Genomic DNA, 23319 nt, shown 5'->3' with positions numbered 1-23319 from the left:
TAACTGTTTAATGAACTCTAGCTTGTCGTTATTGCACCCGTATCCATTTGAAAAGTTAAACCAGCTTTTTAAGGATATCACTCCTGCTAATCTTCCATTGATTCCACTATCAATTGGTGAACCTAAGCACCCAGCACCAGAGTTTGTTAAACAGGCAATCATTGACAACTTTAACCATCTATCAACTTATCCGAATAGTAAGGGTTTGCCAGAGCTTCGCCAAAGTATTGCAGAGTGGTTAACCAAACGCTTCAAACTGAATAGCATTAGTGCAGAAAATCATATTTTACCCGTATCAGGTACTCGTGAAGGGATTTTCTCATTTGTTCAGGCGCTCATTAACCGTGAAGACGCGCCGTATGTAGTAATGCCGAATCCGTTTTATCAAATTTATGAAGGTGCCGCGCTACTCGCTGGTGCAAAACCTTATTTCATCAATTGCACCGAAGAAAATGGTTATTTAGGTGATTTTGATGCTGTACCAGCAGAAGTATGGGAAAAAACAGCCCTTCTTTTTGTATGTACACCAGGTAACCCAACAGGTACTGTACTTTCTAAAGAGCAATTCAAAAAGTTAATTGCCTTGTCTGATCAATATAATTTTGTTATTGCTTCTGACGAATGCTATTCAGAGCTTTGGTTCGATCAAGCACCTACAGGTTTGCTAGAAGTTTGTGCAGAACTTGGTCGCGATGATTATAAAAACTGTGTCGTATTCCATTCACTTTCTAAACGCTCAAACTTACCGGGTTTACGCTCAGGTTTTGTTGCTGGTGATGAAGAATTATTAAAACCATATTTGCAGTATCGTACTTATCATGGTGCAGCAATGCCTGTTCAACATCAGCTTGCATCAATTGCAGCATGGAATGATGAAAACCATGTTGAAGAAAACCGTAAGCAATATCGTGCAAAATTTGATTTATTCCAAAACGAATTAGGTCACTTATTACCTCTGCAAAAGCCAGATGCTGGTTTTTATTATTGGTTAAAAGTTGATAACGATGAAACTTTTGCCAAGATGTTAATGGAAAAAGCACATATTAAGGTTTTACCTGGCCGTTATTTATCTCGTGACACAGATCAAGGTAACCCTGGGGAAAATCATGTGCGTATGGCTTTAGTTGCCGATTTAGCGCAATGCGAAGAAGTGGTTAAGCGGTTAAAAGCAATTCTCTAAGCATAAGTAAATTGTACAGCCTTTAGTAATATTAAAGGCTGTACACTACATTAACTATAAATAACCAACAGTACTGCGAAAAATATAAAAGCCAAACTAGAGCAATAATATAGGCCCTTAGCAGAACGTTTAATCTGTTCTAGAACCCGATTTTGAAGCAATAAGCGAACTAATAATAAGTTCCAACCAAGCACAACCCAAGTCATCCACGTACTCATCAGCAATTTTTGAAACACACTAAAGTCATGCTGAATGAGCAACATTAAGCTGCTATAAAACATAATATTTTTCGGATTAAGAAGACTAGATTGTATTCCTAACATTAAGCTCTTAACTTTATCCTGCTGTTGATGCTCTTGATCTATCAAACCATTTTTTTCAATAGCAAAAGTTAAGGTGCTAGACCGAGCAGCACTAAAACAAAGGTAACTCAAATAAACCAAATACCCAGCGCCAAGCCATTTAAGTACTAAAAGAATGTTCGTACTCAAATTTCCAAGCAACATAAATCCAAACATACACGCCATCAAAATCAAGGCATTACCAAAAGTAATTCCCACAATGACACCATACGTATAACGCGAACCTTTTTGCAAAAGACTGGTGAGAGTCAGAAAGAAATCAGGTCCCGGAGATAACAAAGCTAAAAAGTGAGTAAAGGCAATAACTAAAAAAACTTCCATAACGGCTTCATCTGTAAAACAGTATGGAATAGCTTAAAAATAGAGAAAAATAATTTCTTGTAAATTATTGCGCGGCAACGAGTTGGAACTGACGAGGAGTAATTCCTGTATGGGCTTTGAAAGCTTTATGAAAATGGCTCTGATCACTAAAGCCTAAATTTACAGCCAGCTCTGCAAGTGGAATGCCTTGTTTTAATTGTGCTCTGGCCTGATTAATCTTTAAATTAATTTGAAATGCATGGGGTGTTAAGCCCACATTGACTTTAAATAGGCGAATGATTGCATATCGACTAAGGCCCACCTGCTGGGCAAGCTCTTCTAAAGAAATAAATCGTTCGGATGATTTAATAATATGAATTAAGTCCAAAAAGCTTTCATACAAATATTGAGTTTTCTGTATTTCTTCTAATATAAAATGAGGTAATAACAACTGTGTAAGGCAATAGATCAGCGACTGTTCTTTTTCGAGAATTAATTTTTGAGAATCAAATAGAGTTTCATTCATATCAGAAAAAGCCTGATATAAATTTTCATCTTTAATAATGAGAGGTCTATGCTGGGGCAAATTTAAATCAAAGCCCTCTTTTTGAAATTCGGCGTACCATTGATTAAGCCAAGATATATCCAGATGCAGCATCTGGTAACTCCAAGCCTGATCAGGCAACGGGTTACAAGAATGTTCAATGTGGGCAGGCACAATGACTAATGTGCCGGCAGAAATCTTTTGTGCTGTACCAAATGAGCTTTGAAAAACGCTATTCCCTTCGTCTATAGCTCCAATTGAAAATGTTGGATGACTATGAGACTTATAGCATGTTCGGCTAAAACAAGATCTTCTGGTTTCAACATAAGGCATTCGCCCATCTTGCCAAAACTCAAAATCTTGGGGAATAGCGTTCGTTGAATTCATTAACTTGCTAATGCTTTTTCAATATCAGCTTCTAAAGCTTCTGGTTTAGTCGTAGGAGCATAGCGATTTAACACAGCGCCATCTCTTCCCACCAAAAATTTGGTGAAGTTCCATTTAATCGTGCTACTGCCTAAAATACCTTTAGCTTCACGTGTTAAATATCTAAAAATTACATGAGCTTCCGGTCCCTTTACATCAACTTTTGCAAACATCGGGAATTTCACCCCATAGTTGCGCTGACAGAACGTACCGATTTCTTTATTGTTACCTGGATCTTGCCCCCCAAACTGGTTGCAGGGAAAACCTAAAACTTCCAAACCTTGATCTTTATATTTCTCATAAAGTTTTTCAAGGCCAGCAAATTGTGGTGTAAAACCACATTTACTCGCAGTATTTACAATTAGTAAAACTTTACCTTTGTAATCAGCTAATTGCTTAACTTCACCCTCTAACAGTTCAGCTTCAAACTGATAAATATTACTCATGGATAGGTTTCCTCATCATTTTTTTCTTGTGATTTCAGTTGTAATGATGCCGAGTTTACACAATAGCGCAAACCAGTCGGCTGTGGTCCATCTTCAAAAACATGCCCTAAATGGGCTTCGCAATCATGACAAACAATTTCTGTTCTGACCATACCATGCGATGAATCGTCATGTTCTTCAATTGCAGTTGGCTCAATCGGTTTAAAGAAGCTAGGCCAACCACAACCACTGTCATATTTAGTATCTGATGAGAACAATTCTGCGCCGCAGCAACGGCAGACATAGGTACCATGTTGCTTAGTATTCCAGTATTGCCCCGTAAATGCAGGTTCAGTGCCCTTTTGTCGTGTAATCCGATACTCTTCTGGTGATAACTCTCTTTGCCATTCCCGGTCTGTTTTATTGACTTTTCCCATGACATGCACCTTTATTCTGATGTAAACATTTCTGATGATTGAGTTTTTATATTTACGCCATTCATCACAAAAACACTAGTCTCTGAACGTAAAATTTGTTGGAATTTAATCATCTAAGCAATAGAAAGCAAAAAGTAAGCAAAATTCAAAATCAAAAGTAAGCAAAATTATGTTTTATTTTCTTCCAAGGAAGCAAAGATGGTGCTATTCTTGTTTGGCACGGTTGTATAGGACAAAACATGTCTCAGAAAAAAAGTGTGCTTTTCCAGCAACTATTACCAGTTATCAAACAGTATCAGCAATCGGGCTTTACCCATGAAAAAATTGTTGAATTACTAAAAGATCAACACGATCTGAATTTGGTAACAGTTAAAACATTTAAAAGTTATTTATACCGATATGCAAAAGTGAATCCAGCTATGTCTAAAAATACTGCTACCCTCCAATCCATGCCAACTTCTCGAGAAATAAAGAAATCATCGAAGCTTGAGCATGTTTGTTATGACATTCGCGGACCAGTATTACGAGCCGCCAATGAAATGGAAGAGCAAGGACATAAAATCATTAAGCTAAATATCGGCAACCCTGCTCCATTTGGTTTTGAAGCCCCACAAGAAATTATTAATGACGTTGCGTTAAACCTACCAAATGCAATTGGTTATGTTGATTCAAAAGGTATCTTTCCAGCACGTAAAGCAATTTGTCAGTATTACCAACAAAAAGGCATTCTAAATATGCATGTCAATGACGTGTATATCGGTAATGGCGTATCTGAACTTATTGTCATGGCGATGCAAGGCCTGCTTGATGATGGCGACGAAATGTTGATTCCAATGCCGGATTATCCACTTTGGACAGCAGCTGTTAATCTTTCAGGTGGTACAGCAATCCACTATAAATGTGATGAAGAAAATAGCTGGTATCCAGATATTACTGATATTGAAAGTAAAATTACGCCGAACACACGCGGCATTGTCATTATTAACCCGAACAACCCGACTGGTTCAGTATATCCACGTCATGTGCTTGAACAAATTGTCGCACTTGCAAAGAAACATGACTTAATTTTATTTGCTGATGAAATTTACGACAAAATTATTTATGACGGCATTGAACATGTTTCAGTAGCATCATTAGCTGGTGACCAGCTATGCGTATCTTTTAATGGCTTATCAAAGGCTTATCGTATTGCAGGTTTCCGTTCAGGCTGGATGGCAATTACTGGTGATAAAAGCCGTGCTGCTGACTATATCGAAGGTTTAGATATGTTGGCATCTATGCGCCTATGTGCAAACGTTCAAGCTCAATATGCGATTCAAACCGCCCTCGGAGGATATCAATCAATCAATGACTTGATTCGTCCGGGTGGCCGTTTATACGAACAGCGTAATATTGCTTGGGAAATGCTAAATGAAATTCCAGGGGTAAGCTGCGTGAAACCAGAGGGAGCAATGTACTGTTTCCCTCGCCTCGATCCGAACATCTATCCAATTGAAGATGATGAAAAGTTAATGCTTGATTTGTTACGTGCAGAAAAAGTGTTATTGGTGCAAGGTACGGGCTTTAATTGGCCAACTCCAGATCATTTCCGCGTGGTTTTCTTACCTGCTGAAAATGAATTACGAGAAGCAATTACTCGCTTAGGTCGTTTCTTAGCCAACCGTCGTTAAAAAAATGCATATCAAAAAAGGCATCTTAAATTGGATGCCTTTTTTGATAATTCTATTTTATTATTTAAAAAAAATAATTATCGCAAATACTTTCACCTTTCCACCCATTTTAAAACAACACTTTGAAGTTAAATGTTTTTCATTGGAAATTTAATTCTTTTTATCTTTAAATTCACTTTAATAATTCATTTATATATTTTTTACCATACGTTTAAATTTGTGTGTAATTTCGCATTTTTCTCAATCTTCATTATGCAAAAAATGCATGGATCAATATATTTTTGCATTTCACACTGCTTCAAAATCGAGCAACAATCCCCTTCCATAACAACATCACCATATTCGATTCGGTTTAAACAGATACAGATATCTAGGAAGATAAAATCGTTAAAACGACCGGACTGAACTAACAAGGAAAGCTTTCAATCATTCAAATCCCATCAAAGGATGATTGAATCAAATGGATAGAGGTTCATATGAAGCAAAAGAAATTGCTCAAGTATATTGTTGTTGCTATTTTACTTGGCATACTGACAGGTTGGATTTGTCACCACTTCTTTAATGAAGGTGAACAACTGAAGCAAATCGCTTCTTATTTCAGCATTATTTCAGACATCTTTTTACGCTTAATCAAAATGATTATTGCTCCACTGGTATTTGCCACAATTGTTGCAGGCATTGTATCAATGGGGAAATCTACATCAATTGGAAGTATTACACTTAAGTCAATGACTTGGTTTATTACTGCTTCGTTTGTATCGCTTGCGATCGGTATGGGTTTAGCTAACTTCTTCCAACCTGGTGCAGCTTTAGATTTAGCATTACCAACAGCTCAACAACTTAGTGGCGCTTCTCTCCCAGCGACCACTGGCTTTACACTACAATCATTCTTAAGCCATGTTTTCCCACGCAGTATTGCAGAAGCAATGGCCAACAATGACATCCTACAAGTACTCGTTTTCTCAATCTTCTTTGGTTCAGCTCTTGCTTTTGTAAATCAAGGTAAAGAAAAAGACTCTGTCATTATCCGTTTGACTGAAGAACTTAGCAAAATCATGTTCCGTATTACTGATTACGTCATGATGTTTGCACCTTTTGCAGTATTTGCTGCAATCGCTTCAGCAATTACGGTACAAGGTTTAGGCTTGATTGTTGACTACGGTATTTTAATCGCAGAGTTCTACTTCGGTCTTCTGTTGCTTTGGATTATTTTGTTCTCTGTTGGTGCAATCGTACTTAAAAAAGATATTTTCCGCTTAGGCAAATTAATTCGCGAACCTGTAACGCTTGCTTTTGCTACAGCTTCAAGTGAATCTGCCTACCCCAAAGTAATGGATGCACTAAATAAATTTGGTGTACCTAAAAAAGTGACTAGCTTTGTATTACCTTTGGGTTATTCATTCAACCTAGATGGTTCAATGATGTACACCACGTTTGCAGTACTGTTTATTGCTCAAGCTTACAACATCGATCTTAGCTTCACTCAACAAATCTTAATTCTGTTAACGCTTATGGTAACAAGTAAAGGTATTGCGGGTGTATCACGAGCTTCTATCGTGGTTATTTCAGCAACACTTACCATGTTCCATTTACCTGAAGCAGGCATTCTCTTATTGCTTGGTATCGATCAGTTCCTTGATATGGGTCGTACTGCAACAAACGTAGTAGGTAACAGTATTGCTACTGCCGTAGTTGCTAAACTTGAAGGTGATAAAGTAGCTGACACTGAAGAGCTACCAGAGCCTGTATTAATTAAATCAACTCAAGAACAAACGACCGCTTAAGTTTCTCTTTTCTCCCACTCTCCCAACTTAAGAGCAATTTTATATGACCTTATAAAATTGCTCTTCTTTTTATTCTAAAATTAAACAATAAAAATTTATCTGTATTTTCATATTAAATAATGAACCAAAAAATGCACTTTAACCGCTATTAAATTTTCTTAAAGTAAACCTTAAAAAGAGAATAAAAATTACCCAAATAGAATTTATATTCTTAGAAATAAACATCAAGTGATTAAATTTTAATTCATTTTATTAAAACTTAATTATATTAAACTATTGTAATTATTATTTAGTTTCCCTACTAAAAAAATTATATAATTTCACTTACAAATAAAAACTTTTATAATCAATATAATATAAATACCAAATGGTAAATAAAACCCCGTCACACCCATTATTTTTTAATTTTATAAAGATAAAAAAATCATTTGCTTTCTTTATATTAAAAAGCAAAAAAATCGAGATAAATTAGAAAAACTTAATAGATTTTTTATTTTATTCATGATATTTATTAACGCTGAATAAAAGCAATGACTAAGTAATTGTTGGTGAAACAAAATGCTATTCAGGGATGCTTCTTATTCAGCAAGTTACGAATATGTTTTACATGGTATGTATTTTGCTTAGGAAAAGCAGACATATTCGACAAACTTTTTTACTTTCGTCACTTCATAAGGATATTTTCGATGTTGACTAAAACTGTTAAATCTTTAGGTTTAGCGATGGGCTTATTGGCCTGCTCTCTCCCACTTTACGCAAAAAACAATGTAGTTGTTGTTGCCACTGGCGGTACTATCGCAGGTGCTGGCGCAAATTCAACAAACAGTGCAACTTACACTGCTGCGAAAGTTCCAGTTGATGCCTTAATTAATGCAGTTCCACAAATCAAAGATTTGGCGAATGTAACTGGTATTCAGGCATTACAGGTCGCTTCTGAAAGTATTACTGACAAGGAATTATTACAAATTGCTCGTCAAGTAAATGAGCTGGTAAAAAAACCATCTGTTAATGGTGTTGTAATTACTCACGGTACAGATACTTTAGAAGAAACAGCATTTTTCTTAAATCTGGTTGTTCACACTGATAAGCCGATTGTTATTGTTGGTTCAATGCGCCCTTCAACTGCTCTTTCAGCAGATGGCCCACTTAACCTTTATAGTGCAGTTGCTTTAGCAGCTTCTGATGATGCAAAAAATAAAGGCGTTATGGTTCTTATGAACGACTCTATTTTTGCTGCGCGTGATGTAACTAAAGGCATTAACATTCACACAAATGCTTTTGTTAGCCAATGGGGCGCTTTAGGTACATTAGTTGAAGGCAAGCCATACTGGTTCAGACAGTCTGTAAAACGTTTTACAAATGCTTCAGAATTTAATATTGAAAATATTAAAGGTGATGCACTTCCAATGGTACAGATCGTTTATGGCTCAGACTCTATGCTTCCAGATGCTTATGAAGCATATGCAAAAGCTGGCGCTAAAGCGATTATCCATGCAGGTACTGGTAACGGTTCAGTTGCGAACTATATCGTACCAACTTTACAAAATCTTCACGACAAGAATGGTATTCAAATTATCCGCTCATCACGTGTTCAACAAGGTTTTGTAGTGCGTGATGCAGAACAACCTGACTCTAAATATGGCTGGGTAGCAGCACATGATTTAAATCCTCAGAAAGCGCGTCTTCTTGCAGCATTAGCTCTTACCAAGACTACCGATGCTAAAGAAATTCAACGCATGTTCTGGCAGTACTAAGTTTTTCAACCAGCTCAAACCTAGAAGTTTGGGCTGGTCATATTTTATAAAAATAATGTCTTTTATATTAAATCTGTACAATAGATGTTCAACTCATTCTTCTTAAATAATAAAATCCTTAACAGTTTGCCAAAATATTAACCATTTCCTTTTAACTTTGCGTGTTAAACTATGCTGCGGTCGCATTAAGGATTGGTTTATGCAGTTTGTTCATCTAGGTATTTATACAGAATTTTCGATTACAGAGTCGATAGTTCGCATACCTGACTTGGTCAATGCTGCGGTTAAAGACCAAATGCCTGCATTGGCATTAACTGATCTCTCTAACCTCCATGCGGCGGTAAAGTTTTATAATTCTTGTTTGAAAAAAGGAATTAAGCCGCTTTTAGGTAGCACAATTCGCCTTGATGATGCTCAACATCGTGTCACCTTACTTGCAATGAGTGATATTGGGTGGAAAAGTCTGACCGAAATCGTTTCACGCGGTTTTATTGAAGGACAACAGCTCAGTATTCCATGTGTACAAAAAGAATGGGTACTTGAACAGCATCAAGACATTATCGTTTTACTTGGCCAGCATAGTGATGTTGGTCAGATGCTTTGCTCATCTAACCCTCAAAAAGCTGCTCCCCTTTTAGAAGCATGGCTCGAAAAGTTTGGTAACCGTGTTTATCTTGCTTTAACACGTACTGACCGCCCCGGTGAAGAAGACTTTATTCAAGAAGCAGCTAAGCTTGCTGCACAATATAATGTTGGTGTAGTTGCACATAATGATGTGCACTTTGTAGAAAAAGAAGATTTCGAGGCACACGAAGCACGTGTTTGTATCGCTGATGGTTATGTATTAGCAGATAATCGCCGTCCACGGACATATAGCCCTGAGCAGCACTTTAAAACCTCAGATGAAATGATCGAGTTGTTTTCCGATATTCCTAGTGCTATCGAGAACACCTATCATATTGCCAAACGCTGCAACGTTAAATTACAACTCGGCACTTACTTTTTACCTGACTATCCAATTCCAGATGGTTTTACCATTGACACTTATTTTGAACATTTATCAAAAGTAGGTTTGGAAGAGCGCTTAAATTATCTTTACCCAGTTGAAAAACGTGGCGAGGACTGGGCAGAGATTCGTAAGCCTTACGATGAACGAATTGATTATGAAGTCGGTATTATCCTAAAAATGGGTTTCCCAGGATACTTCCTCATCGTCATGGACTTTATTCAATGGGCAAAAAATAATGGTGTTCCTGTAGGACCAGGCCGTGGTTCAGGTGCGGGTTCTTTAGTCGCATATAGCTTAAAAATTACAGACCTTGATCCACTTCGTTACGATCTACTCTTCGAACGTTTCTTGAACCCAGAACGTGTATCGATGCCTGACTTTGACGTCGATTTCTGTATTGCTGGACGTGACCGCGTCATTGATTACGTATCGCGTACTTATGGTCGCGAAGCCGTTTCACAAATTGCAACTTTCGGAACCATGGCAGCAAAAGGTGCAATCCGTGACGTTGCGCGTGTATTAGGTAAATCTTACGGTTTAGCTGACCGTATTTCAAAAATGGTGCCTACCAAACCGCTCGGTGTGGACTTAGCCACCGCTATTGATATGGAACCTCAGCTTAAAGATATTGTGACCAACCCATCTAATCCAGATAACGACGATGCAAGTGAAATCTGGGAAATGGCATTAAAATTAGAAGGTGTAACCCGAAATACTGGTAAACATGCCGGTGGTGTAGTCATTGCACCAGGTAAAATTACCGATTTCTCGGCTGTACTTTGTGATGCAGATGGAACAAACCGTGTTGCTCAATATGATAAAGACGATGTAGAAGCAGCAGGTCTGGTCAAGTTCGACTTCTTAGGTTTACGTAACTTAACCGTTATCGAAGACGCGATCCAAAATATTAATAAAAACCGCGACAGTAATGATCAGCTCAATATATTGCATGTTCCTCTAGACGATGCTAAAGCATATTCTGTCTTTGCCGATGCAAATACAACAGCGGTATTCCAGTTTGAATCCGTCGGCATGAAACGGATGCTTAAAGAAGCACGCCCAAGTAAATTCGAAGAAATTATTGCGTTCGTATCATTGTATCGTCCAGGTCCAATGGACCTGATTCCTGACTTTATTCACCGTATGCATGGTGGAGATTTTGAATATCTCCATCCCCTTCTTGAAGGTGTATTAGAGCCAACATACGGGATTATGGTTTATCAGGAACAAGTTATGCAGGCTGCACAGATCTGTGCAGGTTACACGTTAGGCGGCGCAGACTTATTACGCCGTGCAATGGGTAAAAAGAAACCTGAGGAAATGGTTAAGCAACGCCAAATTTTCCTAGAAGGTGCTGCTGAAAAAGGTATTGACGAAAGCACAGCCAACCATATCTTTGACTATATGGAAAAGTTTGCAGGCTATGGTTTTAACAAATCTCACGCCGCTGCTTATGCACTCGTTGCCTACCATACAGCATGGTTGAAAGCTCATTACCCTGCTGAGTTTATGGCAGCCGTCATGACATCGGAAATGCAAAACACGGACAGTGTTGTATTCTTGATTGATGACTGTCGAAATAATAATCTTGATGTCTTACCACCATCGGTCAACATGTCGACTTATCACTTCCATGCAAGTAATGATAAAACGATTGTTTACGGCTTAGGTGCAATTAAAGGCGTCGGCGAACAAGCAATGCAGTCAGTTATTGACTCTCGTCGACAATATGGCCCTTATACAGATCTATTCGATTTTTGCCACCGTATTGATTTAAAGAAAATCAATAAGCGTACTCTTGAAGCTTTAATTCGTGCGGGTGCACTCGATTGCCTAGGTATTGAACGTGCAAGCTTAATGGCTCAATTGCCTGAAGCTGTTCAAGCTGCTGAACAAGCTCGAAGTAACCGTGAAAGCGGTATTATGGATTTATTTGGTGAAGTTGAAGAAGTTCAGCGTAAGCCAGCTAAACCTGTAAAACCGTGGAGCGATGAAGTTCGTTTAAAAGGCGAAAAAGATACACTTGGTTTATATCTAACAGGCCATCCAATTGACGTTTACCGACAAGAACTCAAAGCATTTATTCCTGTAAAACTAAATGAAATTACAGCTACGCGTCGTGGCGTTACTACGGTTTATGCAGGTTTGGTCATTGATGTCGCAAACTTCCCGAACCGAGTTGTTATTGTACTTGATGATGGTACGGCACGTATTGAAGTCAGCTGTAACCATGAGCGCTTCCAACGTTTTAAAGATATCGTTCAAGTGGAACGTGTTGTAGTTTTCGAAGGCGAAATCTATGAACGAGAAGGCTTTGATCGCCCAATGGGACGTTTAACCAAAGCTTTCACCTTAAATGAAATAAGACAAAAACGTGCTAACAGTATTCAAATCAAATTAACAGAAGAGTTCATGCAACCAACATTGGCAAAAGATCTGCAAAACATGATCTTGCCATTTTGCAATGTAGATATGCATCAACATATCGCTCTACAGTTACAGATTGATCAACCCTATGCTCAAGCCGAGCTTCTGTTTGGTCCGCAATGGAAAGTCGCTCCTCTAGATGAATTACTTGCTAAGCTCAGAGATTATTTTGGTAAAGATAATATTTATATTGAATATCAAGTGAAGTCGAAAGCGGCTAAAGCAGCAGACCCTGTTCGTCCACATGCTGTTGCCTCTCCTCCTGCGGGTATGTCTATGGACGATGCATTGGATTTATACCAAAGCGAAGTTTCTCAATATTCGTAATTTCTGGAAATCTTATGAGTTCGTTTGACCACACCACCGTGTCAAAACAATTAGCACAAGTGCGTATTGTCATGGTAAATACAACTTTGCCTGCCAATATTGGTAGTGCTTTACGTGCCATGAAAACAATGGGACTAATTAAATTAGTTCTCGTAGCACCCAAAACATATCCTCATCCAGATATCCAAGCACTTGCCGCTGGTGCTCAAGATTTATTTGAGCACCTTGAGATTGTAGACACCTTAGAAGATGCGATTAAAGATTGCCATTTGGTTTTTGGAACAAGTGCACGTAGTCGCACCATTCCTTGGCCTTTACTTGATGTGCGACCTGCGGCTAAAGAAGCCATTAAAGCAACCACTCAAGGACAACAAATTGCGATTGTTTTTGGTCGTGAAGACCGTGGTTTAACTAACGAAGAATTAGCACTGGCAAATTACCATTTAACGATTCCTGTAAATCCGGACTATGGTGTACTAAATGTTGCGCAAGCGATTCAAGTCGTATGTTATGAGCTTCGCATGTCTGCTCTGGAACAAGACAACGTCGATCAGAATGTAGATGAAATGCCATTAGTGCAAGGCCAAAGCATGCAATGGGATGAACCTTTGGTTACTCAGCAACAAATGGAAGAGTTTTATCCTCATCTAGAAAAAATGCTGACTGAAATTGAATTTTTAGATCCAGAGAATCCACGTTTATTGCCTTTACGCTTGCGTCGTTTGTTTGGTCGTATACAATTAGATCGTATGGAATATCATTTACTTCGCGGTATTTTTAGTCGTGTACAAGCTCTGACAAGTGGTAAATGGAAAAAAGCATTATCTGACAAGGAGGATCAACCCAATGCTTAAGCAGCTTAAAGAAGATATAAAGGCTGTATTTGCGCGAGATCCTGCTGCCCGCAATACACTCGAAGTTCTTACGACTTATCCTGGCATTCATGCAATTATGATGCATCGTGTTGCACATGAATTATGGCAAAAAGATTGTAAAGGTGCAGCTCGCCTACTTTCTTCATTTAGCCGTTTTGCCACAGGAATCGAAATTCATCCGGGTGCTAAAATCGGTAAGCGTTTTTTTATTGATCATGGCATGGGTGTTGTGATTGGTGAAACTGCTGAAATTGGCGATGATGTTACGCTTTATCATGGTGTTACCTTGGGTGGTACAACATGGAAGACAGGCAAACGTCACCCAACTTTAGAAGATGGCGTTGTCGTTGGTGCTGGCGCGAAAATTTTGGGGCCATTTACGGTAGGTAAAGGTGCTAAAGTCGGTTCAAATGCTGTAGTGACTAAAGCTGTTCCAGCTGGTGTGACTGCTGTAGGAAACCCTGCTCGCTATATTTATAAAGATGCCGACAAAAATAAAGATGAAGAACGTCGCCGTGATTATGCACAAAGTATTGGTTTTGCCCCATATGCGACAACTGCTGATCAGTCAGACCCTATTTTAGAAGGTATGCGCGTTTTGCTTGATCGTATTCAGCACAATGAAACGCGTATGAATAATTTATGCCAGCGTTTATCAGAGCTAGATCCTAGTTTCAAAAAAGAAAGCCAAGATGAACAACCTTTTAGTGATGAAGAGCTAAAAATTCTTGAAGAAGTGCGTCGTGAATGTGGTGCACAAAACAAGATATCAAAAACGTAATATTCTTGATTCATAATGTAACACGCTTACCCTTGCATGTCGGTTTAGCTTTTCCTAGACTTACCAGTACCAAATCTGACTTTACTAAAATGAACGGAAGATCCTATGAATTTTAAGCCTTTGGCATATATCATCCTTGCGACCTCAAGTTTAACAGCTTGTACAATGGCACCCGTAAAAGAACAAAAAATTGAGCCTTTTGTTTTCAAGGAACCAGAGCTTACTCCTCCTTTTTATGCACTAAATCCTTTTAACTATGATCAACCGCCAGCATTTGAAGTTGCGTTAAAAGAAGCTGCTGCACAGCCGGTAACGAAAATGGTGGTTAACCGTCAAGATGACCCAACCAAACAGCTTACTCTCGACACCAATAAACTGATTGTTCCGACTGTAAATAATTCACAGCGCTCAATGAAATACGCAGTTTTAGCTGGTGAGAATGAAATTGATGTTACAAGCATTGATGACTTCTTACAGTTAGTGGAAGGCAAAGCACGTCACTACCCACCTCGCTTTACTGACCGCCAAGAACGTAAGGGCTTTGAAAGTAAACTAAAAGAAGTAACACAGCAGCTTGATACACTTGCTGCAAATGAAAATGCATCATTTGATATTTTACTTCGCGCGTTTAAAGCAAGTGTTCTTGCACGTAACCTTGATTTAGGTACTGTTCATACCACTAAATCTTTAGATTATGCTCAAAGACTTTTAAAAATTAATCCAGATGATGCGGAAGCAAACTTCTGGTTCGGTTTTGGCTTATCTGAAGGTGGTGGTCAACGTGAAGCCATTCCATATTTAGATAAAGCAATTAAAGGTAATGTTCAAGAAGCATATCTAGCTGCTGCAAATAACTATATTGCAATGGAGCAGAAGAAAAATGCGATCCAAACGCTTAAAAACTATAAAGTTAAATATCCAGATGAAGCGGAAATTGCTGATCGTTTAATTCAAGAAATTGAAAAACAAGGCCGTTGGAACGTATGGCAAGTTTTAACGAACCCTGCCATGTCTGCAACTACTCCTATTACAACAGCTCCTAGTACAACACCAAAAAAATAAGCTTAATTTTATAAAAAAGGGCTGTTTTGACAGCCCTTTTTTTTATTTGATCATTTGAAAAATATTTTAAAATTTGTATGATCTACCTACCATTGAGCCACTATATTTTGACCATAATGTTTTCAATAAAAAGAAGCAAAACAGTATTGACGGTCATACTCCTCGGTTCAATTCTGAGTGGATGCCAGGTCGTCAATGTTAAACAGCAAGCTTTGAATGTAACTATTGCAAATGAACGTAATAGCATTCTTACACAAGATAAACTCAGTGAAGCCAGTCTGAACGTTTTATCAATGTCTGGTCAGGAAGCTAAAGTTTGTACTGACACACCTGATACCTGTGTAAATCAACTCAAAAATTTACCTCAAATTTTAGATGAACAGTTCTTATCAGCTGCAAGTGAAATGTATCTGGCAAAAGCAATGGCCTTGTCAGATTCATCTAATTGTAAAATTAGTAGATTTACTAAACATAAGTCCGAAGAAGAACAAACGAATATTCAAAGTAAATATGATGATTGCTTAGACCAGCAATTGAATTTACTGGATAAAAGTATTCGTTATAGCTATGCCTACCTATTCTCAACAAAACGTCAGCCTAATGACCGTATTTTTGATAATAGACAAGTTCAAATTCGAGACTTTTATAATCAAGCCATCGCCAAAATGGTGAGTGTTTATGATTTACGCTACCCTAAAAAAAATGGTGTTGAACCTCAAATACATATTGGTAAAAGTGTCTATTCGATTGATTTCGAATTTCACCAGCAGCTTGCTGGGCAAAAATTAGAGAAGTTAATTTCTAGTTATAATTTAAATTTTTCGGGCTTAAGAACAATTAACCGTCGTGATGGTTTTGGATCTGAATTTGTAGCGGTTTTTCCGAGTTCAGGAAAAGAGGATATTAATGAATATATTTTAGACCCACTTAAATACAATTATAAAAATGGCGTTAATCCAAATATTCATCATGCACGTTATTTGGCTGCAACGATTGTAGCTGAACCAAAACATGCGACCACTGTTGAAGAAATTATTAATAATCCTGAATTCGTGATTCGGGTTTACGATCCATACCGGACCGACAATATTAGTGTAGCAAGAAAACAATATCCTCTAGCGGCCAACTTTTCCGCGCCTTACGGCCTATGGTTAGCCGAGAATAATTTAGGTGTCGCGGCTTATTTAAGTCTGATTGATCGTGATCAGCACTTAACCATGCCACATCTCTACATGCTTGAACCCTATAATCCAAATAAAAAAATTATTGTATTAGTCCATGGGCTCGCAAGTAGTCCTGAGGCATGGATTGCTTTGACTAATGATGTTATGGGTGACACGGTTTTAAGAGACAATTATCAAGTTTGGCAAGTTTTCTATTCGACTAATATGCCAATTCTGGAAAGCCGTTTCCAAATTTATGCCCTTCTTAAGCAAGCTTTTGGTTCTTTGAACCCTAATGATCCTGCTGCACATGATGCCGTACTGGTTGGACATAGTATGGGAGGTATTATTAGCCGTTTACTGGTAAGTGATGGCGATATTACCAAGCCCGCTTTAGAGCTAATGACGACACGTCAGCAAAACCGCTTTAAGAAACATCCAATGGTTACTGAACGATTGCAAATGCATTCAATCAATAATTTTGATCGTGCAATTTTCTTGGCTTCTCCTCATCGAGGTACAGATTATGCAGATCGCTGGTTTACATTAGCAGCGCGTAAAATTATTCGCCTACCTGGTGCTTTTTTATCAGCTGTAGCAACTTCACTTACAACCGAAAATTTAGATGTTAAAGATTTCTTGAGTAATATTGATAGTGGTTTGATTCAAAATGGACCGAGTGATTTGAGCCATCAGTCCAAATTTATGGAACTCACAGAAAATATTAATCCTCATAAGGGCTTGGTTTTCCACTCAATTATGGGAAATATCACCAAGAGCGATGATCCAAACGTAATTACAGATGGTATTGTTCCCTATAAAAGTGCTCACTTAGAGGGTGCCAAATCTGAGAAGGTTCTTCCAGGTGGACATTCAATTCAGTTAACGCCGCAAGCCGTTTTAGAACTGCGTCGTATTTTACGAGAGCATTTAGTCGAACATGGTTTATATAAACCATAAAAATAAAAAGAGCCAAAGGATAACCTTTGGCTCTTTTGTTTCTTGATCTAAATCTTATTGTCCAGAACGGATGATGTAATCAAATGCAGAGAGTGATGCTTTAGCGCCTTCACCTGTAGCAATAATGATTTGTTTGTAAGGCACAGTTGTACAGTCACCCGCAGCAAACACACCCTTCACATTGGTTTCGTTGCGATCATTTACAATGATCTCGCCACGGTTGGTTAACTCAAGCTCACTGTCTTTCAAGAAGTCAGTGTTTGGCAATAAACCAATCTGGACAAAGATCCCTGCAAGCTCAACTACATGCTCTTCATCAGTCGCACGGTCTTTATATTTAAGACCTGTCACTTGTGAACCGTCACCTAACACTTCTGTACTTAAGGCATTCATGATCACAGTCGTGTTTGGCAAGCTATGCAATTTGTTTTGCAAGACTTGGTCTGCACGAAGTTTAGTGTCGAACTCAACCAAAGTGACATGCTCAACAATCCCTGCAAGGTCAATTGCAGCTNGTACTTAAGGCATTCATAATCACAGTGGTGTTTGGCAAGCTATGCAATTTGTTTTGCAAGACTTGGTCTGCACGAAGTTTAGTGTCGAACTCAACCAAAGTGACATGCTCAACAATCCCTGCAAGGTCAATTGCAGCTTCAACACCAGAGTTACCACCACCAATCACGGCAACACGTTTGCCTTTGAACAAAGGACCATCACAATGTGGGCAGTACGCGACACCACGAGTACGGTATTCAGCTTCACCCGGTACATTCATTTCTCTCCAACGTGCACCTGTTGAAAGGATTACTGTTTTAGATTCAAGCTTTGCACCGTTTTCGAGTTCAACCTCAACCAGACCATTTGTGGTTTGATCTGCACCAACGATTTTGCTGACACGTTGCAGGTTCATGATATCAACATCATATTCACGAACATGTGCTTCCATTTCAGCAGCAAACTTAGGACCTTGAGTTTTTTGAACAGACGTGAAGTTTTCAATGTCCATGGTGTCCATCACCTGACCACCAAAACGTTCAGCCACGATACCTGTGTTAATGCCTTTACGTGCTGCATAGATGGCAGCAGTTGCACCCGCAGGTCCACCACCAATTACTAACACATCAAAAGCATCTTTGGCATTCAATGCCGCTGCATCTTTTTCAGCTGAGTTGGTGTCAAGTTTTGCCACAATTTCTTCAAGTGTCATACGACCCTGACCAATGTGTTCATTGTTCTGGAACACCATTGGAACCGCCATGATTTTGCGTTGTTCAACTTCGTCTTGGAAGAATGAACCATCAATCATGGTTGCCGTTGTGTTCGGGTTATAAATCGCAATCAGGTTAAGCGCCTGTACCACGTCCGGACAGTTATGACAGCTTAGCGATACAAACACATCAAAGTCAGCTTTGAGGTTTAAGCCTTTAATCTGGTTGAGCACCTCATCAGACACTTTAGGTGCATAACCAGACACCTGTAACAGCGCCAAGATCAAAGATGTAAACTCATGTCCCATTGGTAAGCCGGCAAAAAACACACGAGGTTGTTCACCTGCTTTAGCCACACCAAAGCTCGGACGACGTGTATTGTTGCCATCAAAACGGGCAGTCACCTTGTCAGAAAGTTCAGCAATTTCGGTAACCAGCTCTTTAATTTGAGCAGCTTTATCTGATTCATCCAAAGCAGCAACTAATTCGATTGGACTTTCTAAACGTTCTAAGTAAGCTTTTAATTGAGTTTTAATGTTTTGATCTAACATCTGTTTTTACTCCAATGCATCCAAATTCTTTCAATAAATGCATAGTACGTTAAAACACAGAATAGGTAAAACAGTATGTTTTTATATATTTGATCGGTTTTTTAGATTTAATTATTATTCACTTCAATCAAAAAAAGCCAACCTGAACTCATCCAGCGCAGGTCGGCAAACTGGTTAAACTAGAGTAACACCACGCCAAATACAGCCCCAGCAATCAAGACATGTAAGGGATGAACCTTTTTAATTAAAGATAATAAAGTTGCAATGACTACCATAATGACAAGTAAAGTATTTATTGCAGCCGCCTCAGAAATAATCCACGCACTGGCAAGCACAGTTCCCACAGTGACGGGTTGTAAAGCAAGCTGTAAAACACGGCGCCATTTCTTATCTTTAAATTTTGACCAACCTCTCATCACAAATACAGTAATAATAGATGAAGGTAGAAATTTGGCGGTTGATGTCACAAGTAACCCCGATAACCCTGCTACATGCCATCCCACCAACGGGACAATCATCATGTTTGGACCAGGGGCAGCTTGGGCTATTGCGAATAAGGCACTAAATTCTTGCGCAGTCATCCAGTGATGAATATCGACCACTTGACGTTGCATTTCAGGCAAAATTGTATTGCCGCCACCAAAAGCAATAAGTGATAACTGAGTAAAAATGATGGCTAAAGTAAGTAGAATTGCGCCCATTACACACGTCTCCAAATAACAGCTGAATAAAATGACAACAAAACCAGCATGGTCAAAAGCAAGGAGATTTTCAGAAAAGCGATGCTGACAATTGCCACTACAACTACACACATCGCTAATGGATTACGTAATAAAGGCTTGAGCATTTTCAACCCTGTTGCAACCAGTAGTCCAGCTGCTGCTGCTGCCAATCCTTCAAAAAGATGCTTAACCATGAGGTTGTCTTGGAACTGCTCATAGACATAATGTAAAAGTACAACAATTACCGTCGGTGCAAAGATTAAGCCAATCAGTGAGCTTACTGCACCGCGAATGCCACGAAACTCCATGCCAATCGCAACAGATAAATTAATAATATTGCCACCCGGTAAAAATTGACACAAACCAAGTAACTCAGTGAATTTTTCAGGACTTAGCCACTGTCTCTGCTCTACAACGACTTTTCGTGCTAAAGGCAACACGCCGCCAAATCCAATTAAACCTAATGTTAAAAAACCTAAAAATAGTTCTGTGCAGCTCGGCACACTCTCCTTCTGCACGGCAATCTCAACATGGTTCATTTTCGTTACTTTTCACTTTATCTGACCAAGATAGAATGATACTTTTATGACATATCTACAAATGCTTTTATTTTCTTTAACCATACCCTAAAGGTATTCCTATGCTAGATTTGCACAAGCTTCATGCCTTTGTTGTGGTTGTTGAAGAAAGAAATATTACCCACGCGGCAAACCGATTATTTATTCAACAGCCGCCATTAACACGTTTACTCAAAAAACTGGAAGAAGAACTCGGGACACAATTACTTGTTCGACAACCACGAGGGATTGAACCGACTGAAGCAGGTTTGGCCTTATTTAAAGAAGCACAAATTTTATTAGAGCATGCCAAACATATTCCTAAATTAGTCCAAGATGTCAGCCAAGGTAAAACAGGACAACTCAATATAGGTTTTACAAGTTCGGCAGGCTTGCATCCACTGATTTCATTAGTATTGCGCTCCTATCGGGAAATATATCCAGGGGTACAAACCAAACTTGAAGAAGCAGGCAGCCAAAAGCAATTAGATCGGTTAATCTCGGAAAAACTTGATATCGCCTTTTTAAGAGCTCCGATTAGTCGTGATATTGGGTTAAAACATCTTCATATATTAGATGAGCCCATGATGGTGGCATTACCTATAGGACATCCACTTACGCAAAAAGAAAAAATTAGTTCAAGTGACTTATCAGATGAAAATTTTGTTTTATATCGTCGTTCTTCAGGACAAGGTTTATATGACAACATTTTATATAGCTGCTACCAAGCCGGTTTTAGCCCACGTATTATTCAGGAAGCACCTCGTCCTACAGCAACATTAAATTTAGTTGCTGCTGGAATTGGTATAACTATTGTACCTGCCTCAATGCATAACTTCTGGGACCATGAAATTGTTTATCGCGAATTTGATAGTTCAATAAAACTTAATGCTCCTCTTTACTTGATTACAAGAGAAAATGAAAATTCAGCCAAAGTTTCAAACTTTATTGATTTATTACAAAAATTATTACCAACAATTACGTAACCAAAAAATTACTCAATAAAAAATGCCCCTATCGGAGCACTTTTTATTGAGTAAAACAGTCTATTTCTGGTTCACTCGTTTTGATAACTCTTCTGCCGATTCTTTACGTTCCGAATAGCGATCTGTCAGATATTGTTTTTGTCCACGTGTTAATAAAGTGAACTTATAGAGTTCCTCCATTACATCGACAATTCGGTCATAGTAAGAGGATGGTTTCATACTTCCATCTTCTTCAAACTCTAAAAAAGCTTTAGCAACTGAGGACTGATTTGGGATCGTAATCATACGCATCCAGCGACCTAAAATGCGCATTTGATTCACAGCATTGAAAGATTGAGAACCTCCACTAACTTGCATAACTGCTAAGGTTTTACCTTGTGTTGCACGAATTGCACCACCAGCTAAGGGAATCCAATCAATCTGAGCTTTTAAAATCGAACTCATTGCACCATGACGTTCTGGTGAACACCACACCATACCTTCTGCCCAAGCCAAAAGCTCATGCAACTCTTGCACTTTAGGATGATCTGTTTCTGCATCCTCTGGTAAAGGTAAACCTTTAGGATGAAAGATTTTAACCTCGGCGCCTAAATATTCAAGAATTCGTCCAGCCGTCAACACAGCAAAACGGCTATAAGAACGCTCACGATTAGACCCATATAGCAGTAAAATGCGTGGTGGATGTTCAAGCTGCTGTGCTTGCACTTGTTCCAAAGTAGGCTTATCTAAAAGATTTAATGCCACATTGGATAAACCATTGTTAAGACTGTTCATGTGAGAAATACTTTTTCTTTAGCCAAAGAGAAACTGAAACGAGTGAAATTAAAACCGGAACCTCAACCAATGGTCCTATGACTGTAGTAAATGCTACAGGTGACGCTAAACCAAATGTTGCAATCGCAACGGCTAAAGCGAGCTCAAAGTTGTTACCCGCAGCGGTAAATGAAATAGCAGTGGTACGTGGGTAGTTATTTCCCATACGTTTACTCATAAAGAAGCTAATGAAGAACATCACCACAAAGTAAATCGTCAGTGGAATCGCAATTCGCAGTACATCTAAAGGTAAGCTCACCACCTCACCACCTTTTAAGCTGAACATCGCAACAATGGTAAAAAGTAATGCAATCAAACTCATTGGACTAATTTTTGGCAAGAATTTAGTTTGATACCAATCTAATCCTTTTGCTTTCACTAAAATGAGTCGCGTTAGAAAACCCATTAAAAATGGAATACCTAAATACACCAATACAGCATGGGTAATGGTCCAGAAATTCACATCAATGACTTGGCCCGCCACCCCAAAATACGGCGGCAAGAAAGTTAAGAAAAGCCATGCATAAGTACTAAAGAATAAAATTTGGAAGATACTGTTAAAAGCAACTAAAGCAGCAACATATTGGTTATCCCCACATGCTAAACCGTTCCATACCAATACCATTGCAATGCAACGTGCCAAGCCAATCAAGATTAGACCTGTCATATATTCCGGATAGTTATGCAGAAAAATAATCGCTAAAGCAAACATCAAAATTGGAGCAATTAACCAGTTTTGTACTAAAGACAAAGCCAACGTTTTTTTATCTTTAAATACTTCCGGTAAAGCTGCGTAATCTACCTTTGCCAAAGGCGGATACATCATTAAAATTAAACCAATTGCAATCGGAATATTGACGTTATCTACACTAAGTTGATTCAAAGAAACCGAGGCTTGAGGAAAGAAAACACCTATTGCCACCCCTAAGCCCATGGCAATAAAAATCCATAGCGTCAGATTCCGGTCTAAAAAAGAAAGCTTTTGCTTAGTCATCT

At 38.6% G+C, this 23319-nt stretch carries 19 protein-coding genes and 1 pseudogene; 10 read left to right on the top strand and 10 right to left on the bottom strand.

Features of this window, described 5'->3' with window-relative positions:
- Positions 1 to 10: 10 nt before the first annotated feature.
- A complete protein-coding gene (gene dapC, locus ASF86_RS03420) occupies positions 11 to 1180 on the top strand; it encodes a succinyldiaminopimelate transaminase (protein ID WP_056481726.1) in 1170 nt (389 codons plus the stop codon).
- A gap of 50 nt (positions 1181 to 1230) precedes the next feature.
- Here dapC and ASF86_RS03415 read toward each other — a convergent pair whose 3' ends face one another.
- The 4 genes from ASF86_RS03415 to msrB all read right to left on the bottom strand — a co-directional run bounded on the left by ASF86_RS03415 (position 1231) and on the right by msrB (position 3674).
- On the bottom strand, positions 1231 to 1863 hold the full coding sequence (locus ASF86_RS03415; protein WP_056479466.1) for a LysE family translocator: 633 nt from the start codon (positions 1861 to 1863) through the stop codon (positions 1231 to 1233).
- 64 nt (positions 1864 to 1927) lie between these two features.
- Positions 1928 to 2773, bottom strand: coding sequence for an AraC family transcriptional regulator (locus tag ASF86_RS03410; protein WP_056479463.1), 846 nt, complete (start codon positions 2771 to 2773; stop codon positions 1928 to 1930).
- Positions 2773 to 3258: a glutathione peroxidase gene (locus tag ASF86_RS03405; RefSeq protein ID WP_003651303.1), complete on the bottom strand. Its 486-nt coding sequence runs from the start codon at positions 3256 to 3258 to the stop codon at positions 2773 to 2775. Before ASF86_RS03405 ends, ASF86_RS03410 begins: the two co-directional genes overlap by 1 nt.
- Entirely contained in the window at positions 3255 to 3674 is a 420-nt protein-coding gene (gene msrB, locus ASF86_RS03400; RefSeq protein WP_056479458.1) for a peptide-methionine (R)-S-oxide reductase MsrB, read from the bottom strand. Before msrB ends, ASF86_RS03405 begins: the two co-directional genes overlap by 4 nt.
- 239 nt (positions 3675 to 3913) lie before the next feature.
- Between msrB and ASF86_RS03395 the strand changes: the two genes are divergently transcribed.
- From ASF86_RS03395 to ASF86_RS03360, 8 genes are all read left to right on the top strand, one after another.
- Positions 3914 to 5344, top strand: a complete 1431-nt coding sequence (locus ASF86_RS03395) for a pyridoxal phosphate-dependent aminotransferase (RefSeq protein WP_017390498.1) — start codon at positions 3914 to 3916, stop codon at positions 5342 to 5344.
- 476 nt (positions 5345 to 5820) lie between these two features.
- On the top strand, positions 5821 to 7128 hold the full coding sequence (locus tag ASF86_RS03390) for a dicarboxylate/amino acid:cation symporter (protein WP_017390497.1): 1308 nt from the start codon (positions 5821 to 5823) through the stop codon (positions 7126 to 7128).
- 686 nt (positions 7129 to 7814) lie between these two features.
- Entirely contained in the window at positions 7815 to 8882 is a 1068-nt protein-coding gene (locus ASF86_RS03385; RefSeq protein WP_056479455.1) for a type II asparaginase, read from the top strand.
- Between the two features lie 199 nt (positions 8883 to 9081).
- Complete coding sequence (gene dnaE, locus ASF86_RS03380; RefSeq protein ID WP_017390496.1) at positions 9082 to 12645, top strand: DNA polymerase III subunit alpha; 3564 nt, start codon at positions 9082 to 9084, stop codon at positions 12643 to 12645.
- Positions 12646 to 12659: 14 nt separating this feature from the next.
- Positions 12660 to 13499, top strand: coding sequence for an RNA methyltransferase (locus ASF86_RS03375; protein ID WP_056479451.1), 840 nt, complete (start codon positions 12660 to 12662; stop codon positions 13497 to 13499).
- Positions 13492 to 14301, top strand: a complete 810-nt coding sequence (gene cysE / locus ASF86_RS03370; RefSeq protein ID WP_056479448.1) for a serine O-acetyltransferase — start codon at positions 13492 to 13494, stop codon at positions 14299 to 14301. Before ASF86_RS03375 ends, cysE begins: the two co-directional genes overlap by 8 nt.
- A gap of 105 nt (positions 14302 to 14406) precedes the next feature.
- Positions 14407 to 15363 (top strand): ABUW_2363 family tetratricopeptide repeat lipoprotein, encoded by a 957-nt coding sequence (locus tag ASF86_RS03365; RefSeq protein WP_056479445.1) that lies wholly within the window; start codon positions 14407 to 14409, stop codon positions 15361 to 15363.
- 116 nt (positions 15364 to 15479) lie between these two features.
- Positions 15480 to 17486, top strand: coding sequence for an esterase/lipase family protein (locus ASF86_RS03360; protein WP_056479442.1), 2007 nt, complete (start codon positions 15480 to 15482; stop codon positions 17484 to 17486).
- Between the two features lie 54 nt (positions 17487 to 17540).
- On the opposite strand, the pseudogene ASF86_RS19565 reads toward ASF86_RS03360, so the two are convergent.
- From ASF86_RS19565 to ASF86_RS03345, 4 genes and pseudogenes are all read right to left on the bottom strand, one after another.
- Positions 17541 to 18000: pseudogene (locus ASF86_RS19565) on the bottom strand (FAD-dependent oxidoreductase); the annotation flags it as partial.
- 1 nt (position 18001) lies between these two features.
- Positions 18002 to 19245: alkyl hydroperoxide reductase subunit F (gene ahpF / locus ASF86_RS20225; RefSeq protein WP_155860164.1), on the bottom strand; the 1244-nt coding region annotated here is incomplete at its 3' end.
- Positions 19246 to 19424: 179 nt separating this feature from the next.
- Positions 19425 to 19946, bottom strand: a complete 522-nt coding sequence (locus ASF86_RS03350; RefSeq protein WP_056479439.1) for a chromate transporter — start codon at positions 19944 to 19946, stop codon at positions 19425 to 19427.
- Positions 19946 to 20506 (bottom strand): chromate transporter, encoded by a 561-nt coding sequence (locus tag ASF86_RS03345; RefSeq protein ID WP_005041294.1) that lies wholly within the window; start codon positions 20504 to 20506, stop codon positions 19946 to 19948. Before ASF86_RS03345 ends, ASF86_RS03350 begins: the two co-directional genes overlap by 1 nt.
- A gap of 101 nt (positions 20507 to 20607) precedes the next feature.
- Here ASF86_RS03345 and ASF86_RS03340 point away from each other — a divergent pair, with 101 nt between their 5' ends.
- A complete protein-coding gene (locus ASF86_RS03340; RefSeq protein ID WP_056479436.1) occupies positions 20608 to 21510 on the top strand; it encodes a LysR family transcriptional regulator in 903 nt (300 codons plus the stop codon).
- A gap of 60 nt (positions 21511 to 21570) precedes the next feature.
- Here the strand turns inward: ASF86_RS03340 and arsH are convergent, their stop codons facing one another.
- Positions 21571 to 22284 carry an arsenical resistance protein ArsH gene (gene arsH, locus ASF86_RS03335; RefSeq protein ID WP_056479433.1) on the bottom strand — a complete coding sequence of 238 codons (714 nt, stop codon included), beginning with the start codon at positions 22282 to 22284 and terminating at the stop codon, positions 21571 to 21573.
- On the bottom strand, positions 22271 to 23317 hold the full coding sequence (gene arsB, locus ASF86_RS03330; RefSeq protein WP_056479430.1) for an ACR3 family arsenite efflux transporter: 1047 nt from the start codon (positions 23315 to 23317) through the stop codon (positions 22271 to 22273). The genes arsH and arsB overlap by 14 nt, the downstream gene beginning before the upstream one ends.
- Positions 23318 to 23319: the final 2 nt, after the last annotated feature.

Origin of the sequence: Acinetobacter sp. Leaf130, assembly GCF_001423205.1 — a bacterium.
Lineage (GTDB): Bacteria > Pseudomonadota > Gammaproteobacteria > Pseudomonadales > Moraxellaceae > Acinetobacter > Acinetobacter calcoaceticus.
Note: the sequence above shows the minus strand (reverse complement) of the source record. Positions and strands in the feature narration are given on the sequence as shown.

Bases quoted from the DNA above. Each gene is read 5' to 3' on its own strand.
- dapC (WP_056481726.1), top strand. From the start codon at position 11: ATGAACTCTAGCTTGTCGTTATTGCACCCGTATCCATTTGAAAAGTTA.
- ASF86_RS03415 (WP_056479466.1), bottom strand. From the start codon at position 1,863: ATGGAAGTTTTTTTAGTTATTGCCTTTACTCACTTTTTAGCTTTGTTA.
- ASF86_RS03410 (WP_056479463.1), bottom strand. From the start codon at position 2,773: ATGAATTCAACGAACGCTATTCCCCAAGATTTTGAGTTTTGGCAAGAT.
- ASF86_RS03405 (WP_003651303.1), bottom strand. From the start codon at position 3,258: ATGAGTAATATTTATCAGTTTGAAGCTGAACTGTTAGAGGGTGAAGTT.
- msrB (WP_056479458.1), bottom strand. From the start codon at position 3,674: ATGGGAAAAGTCAATAAAACAGACCGGGAATGGCAAAGAGAGTTATCA.
- ASF86_RS03395 (WP_017390498.1), top strand. From the start codon at position 3,914: ATGTCTCAGAAAAAAAGTGTGCTTTTCCAGCAACTATTACCAGTTATC.
- ASF86_RS03390 (WP_017390497.1), top strand. From the start codon at position 5,821: ATGAAGCAAAAGAAATTGCTCAAGTATATTGTTGTTGCTATTTTACTT.
- ASF86_RS03385 (WP_056479455.1), top strand. From the start codon at position 7,815: ATGTTGACTAAAACTGTTAAATCTTTAGGTTTAGCGATGGGCTTATTG.
- dnaE (WP_017390496.1), top strand. From the start codon at position 9,082: ATGCAGTTTGTTCATCTAGGTATTTATACAGAATTTTCGATTACAGAG.
- ASF86_RS03375 (WP_056479451.1), top strand. From the start codon at position 12,660: ATGAGTTCGTTTGACCACACCACCGTGTCAAAACAATTAGCACAAGTG.
- cysE (WP_056479448.1), top strand. From the start codon at position 13,492: ATGCTTAAGCAGCTTAAAGAAGATATAAAGGCTGTATTTGCGCGAGAT.
- ASF86_RS03365 (WP_056479445.1), top strand. From the start codon at position 14,407: ATGAATTTTAAGCCTTTGGCATATATCATCCTTGCGACCTCAAGTTTA.
- ASF86_RS03360 (WP_056479442.1), top strand. From the start codon at position 15,480: ATGTTTTCAATAAAAAGAAGCAAAACAGTATTGACGGTCATACTCCTC.
- ASF86_RS03350 (WP_056479439.1), bottom strand. From the start codon at position 19,946: ATGGGCGCAATTCTACTTACTTTAGCCATCATTTTTACTCAGTTATCA.
- ASF86_RS03345 (WP_005041294.1), bottom strand. From the start codon at position 20,506: ATGAACCATGTTGAGATTGCCGTGCAGAAGGAGAGTGTGCCGAGCTGC.
- ASF86_RS03340 (WP_056479436.1), top strand. From the start codon at position 20,608: ATGCTAGATTTGCACAAGCTTCATGCCTTTGTTGTGGTTGTTGAAGAA.
- arsH (WP_056479433.1), bottom strand. From the start codon at position 22,284: ATGAACAGTCTTAACAATGGTTTATCCAATGTGGCATTAAATCTTTTA.
- arsB (WP_056479430.1), bottom strand. From the start codon at position 23,317: ATGACTAAGCAAAAGCTTTCTTTTTTAGACCGGAATCTGACGCTATGG.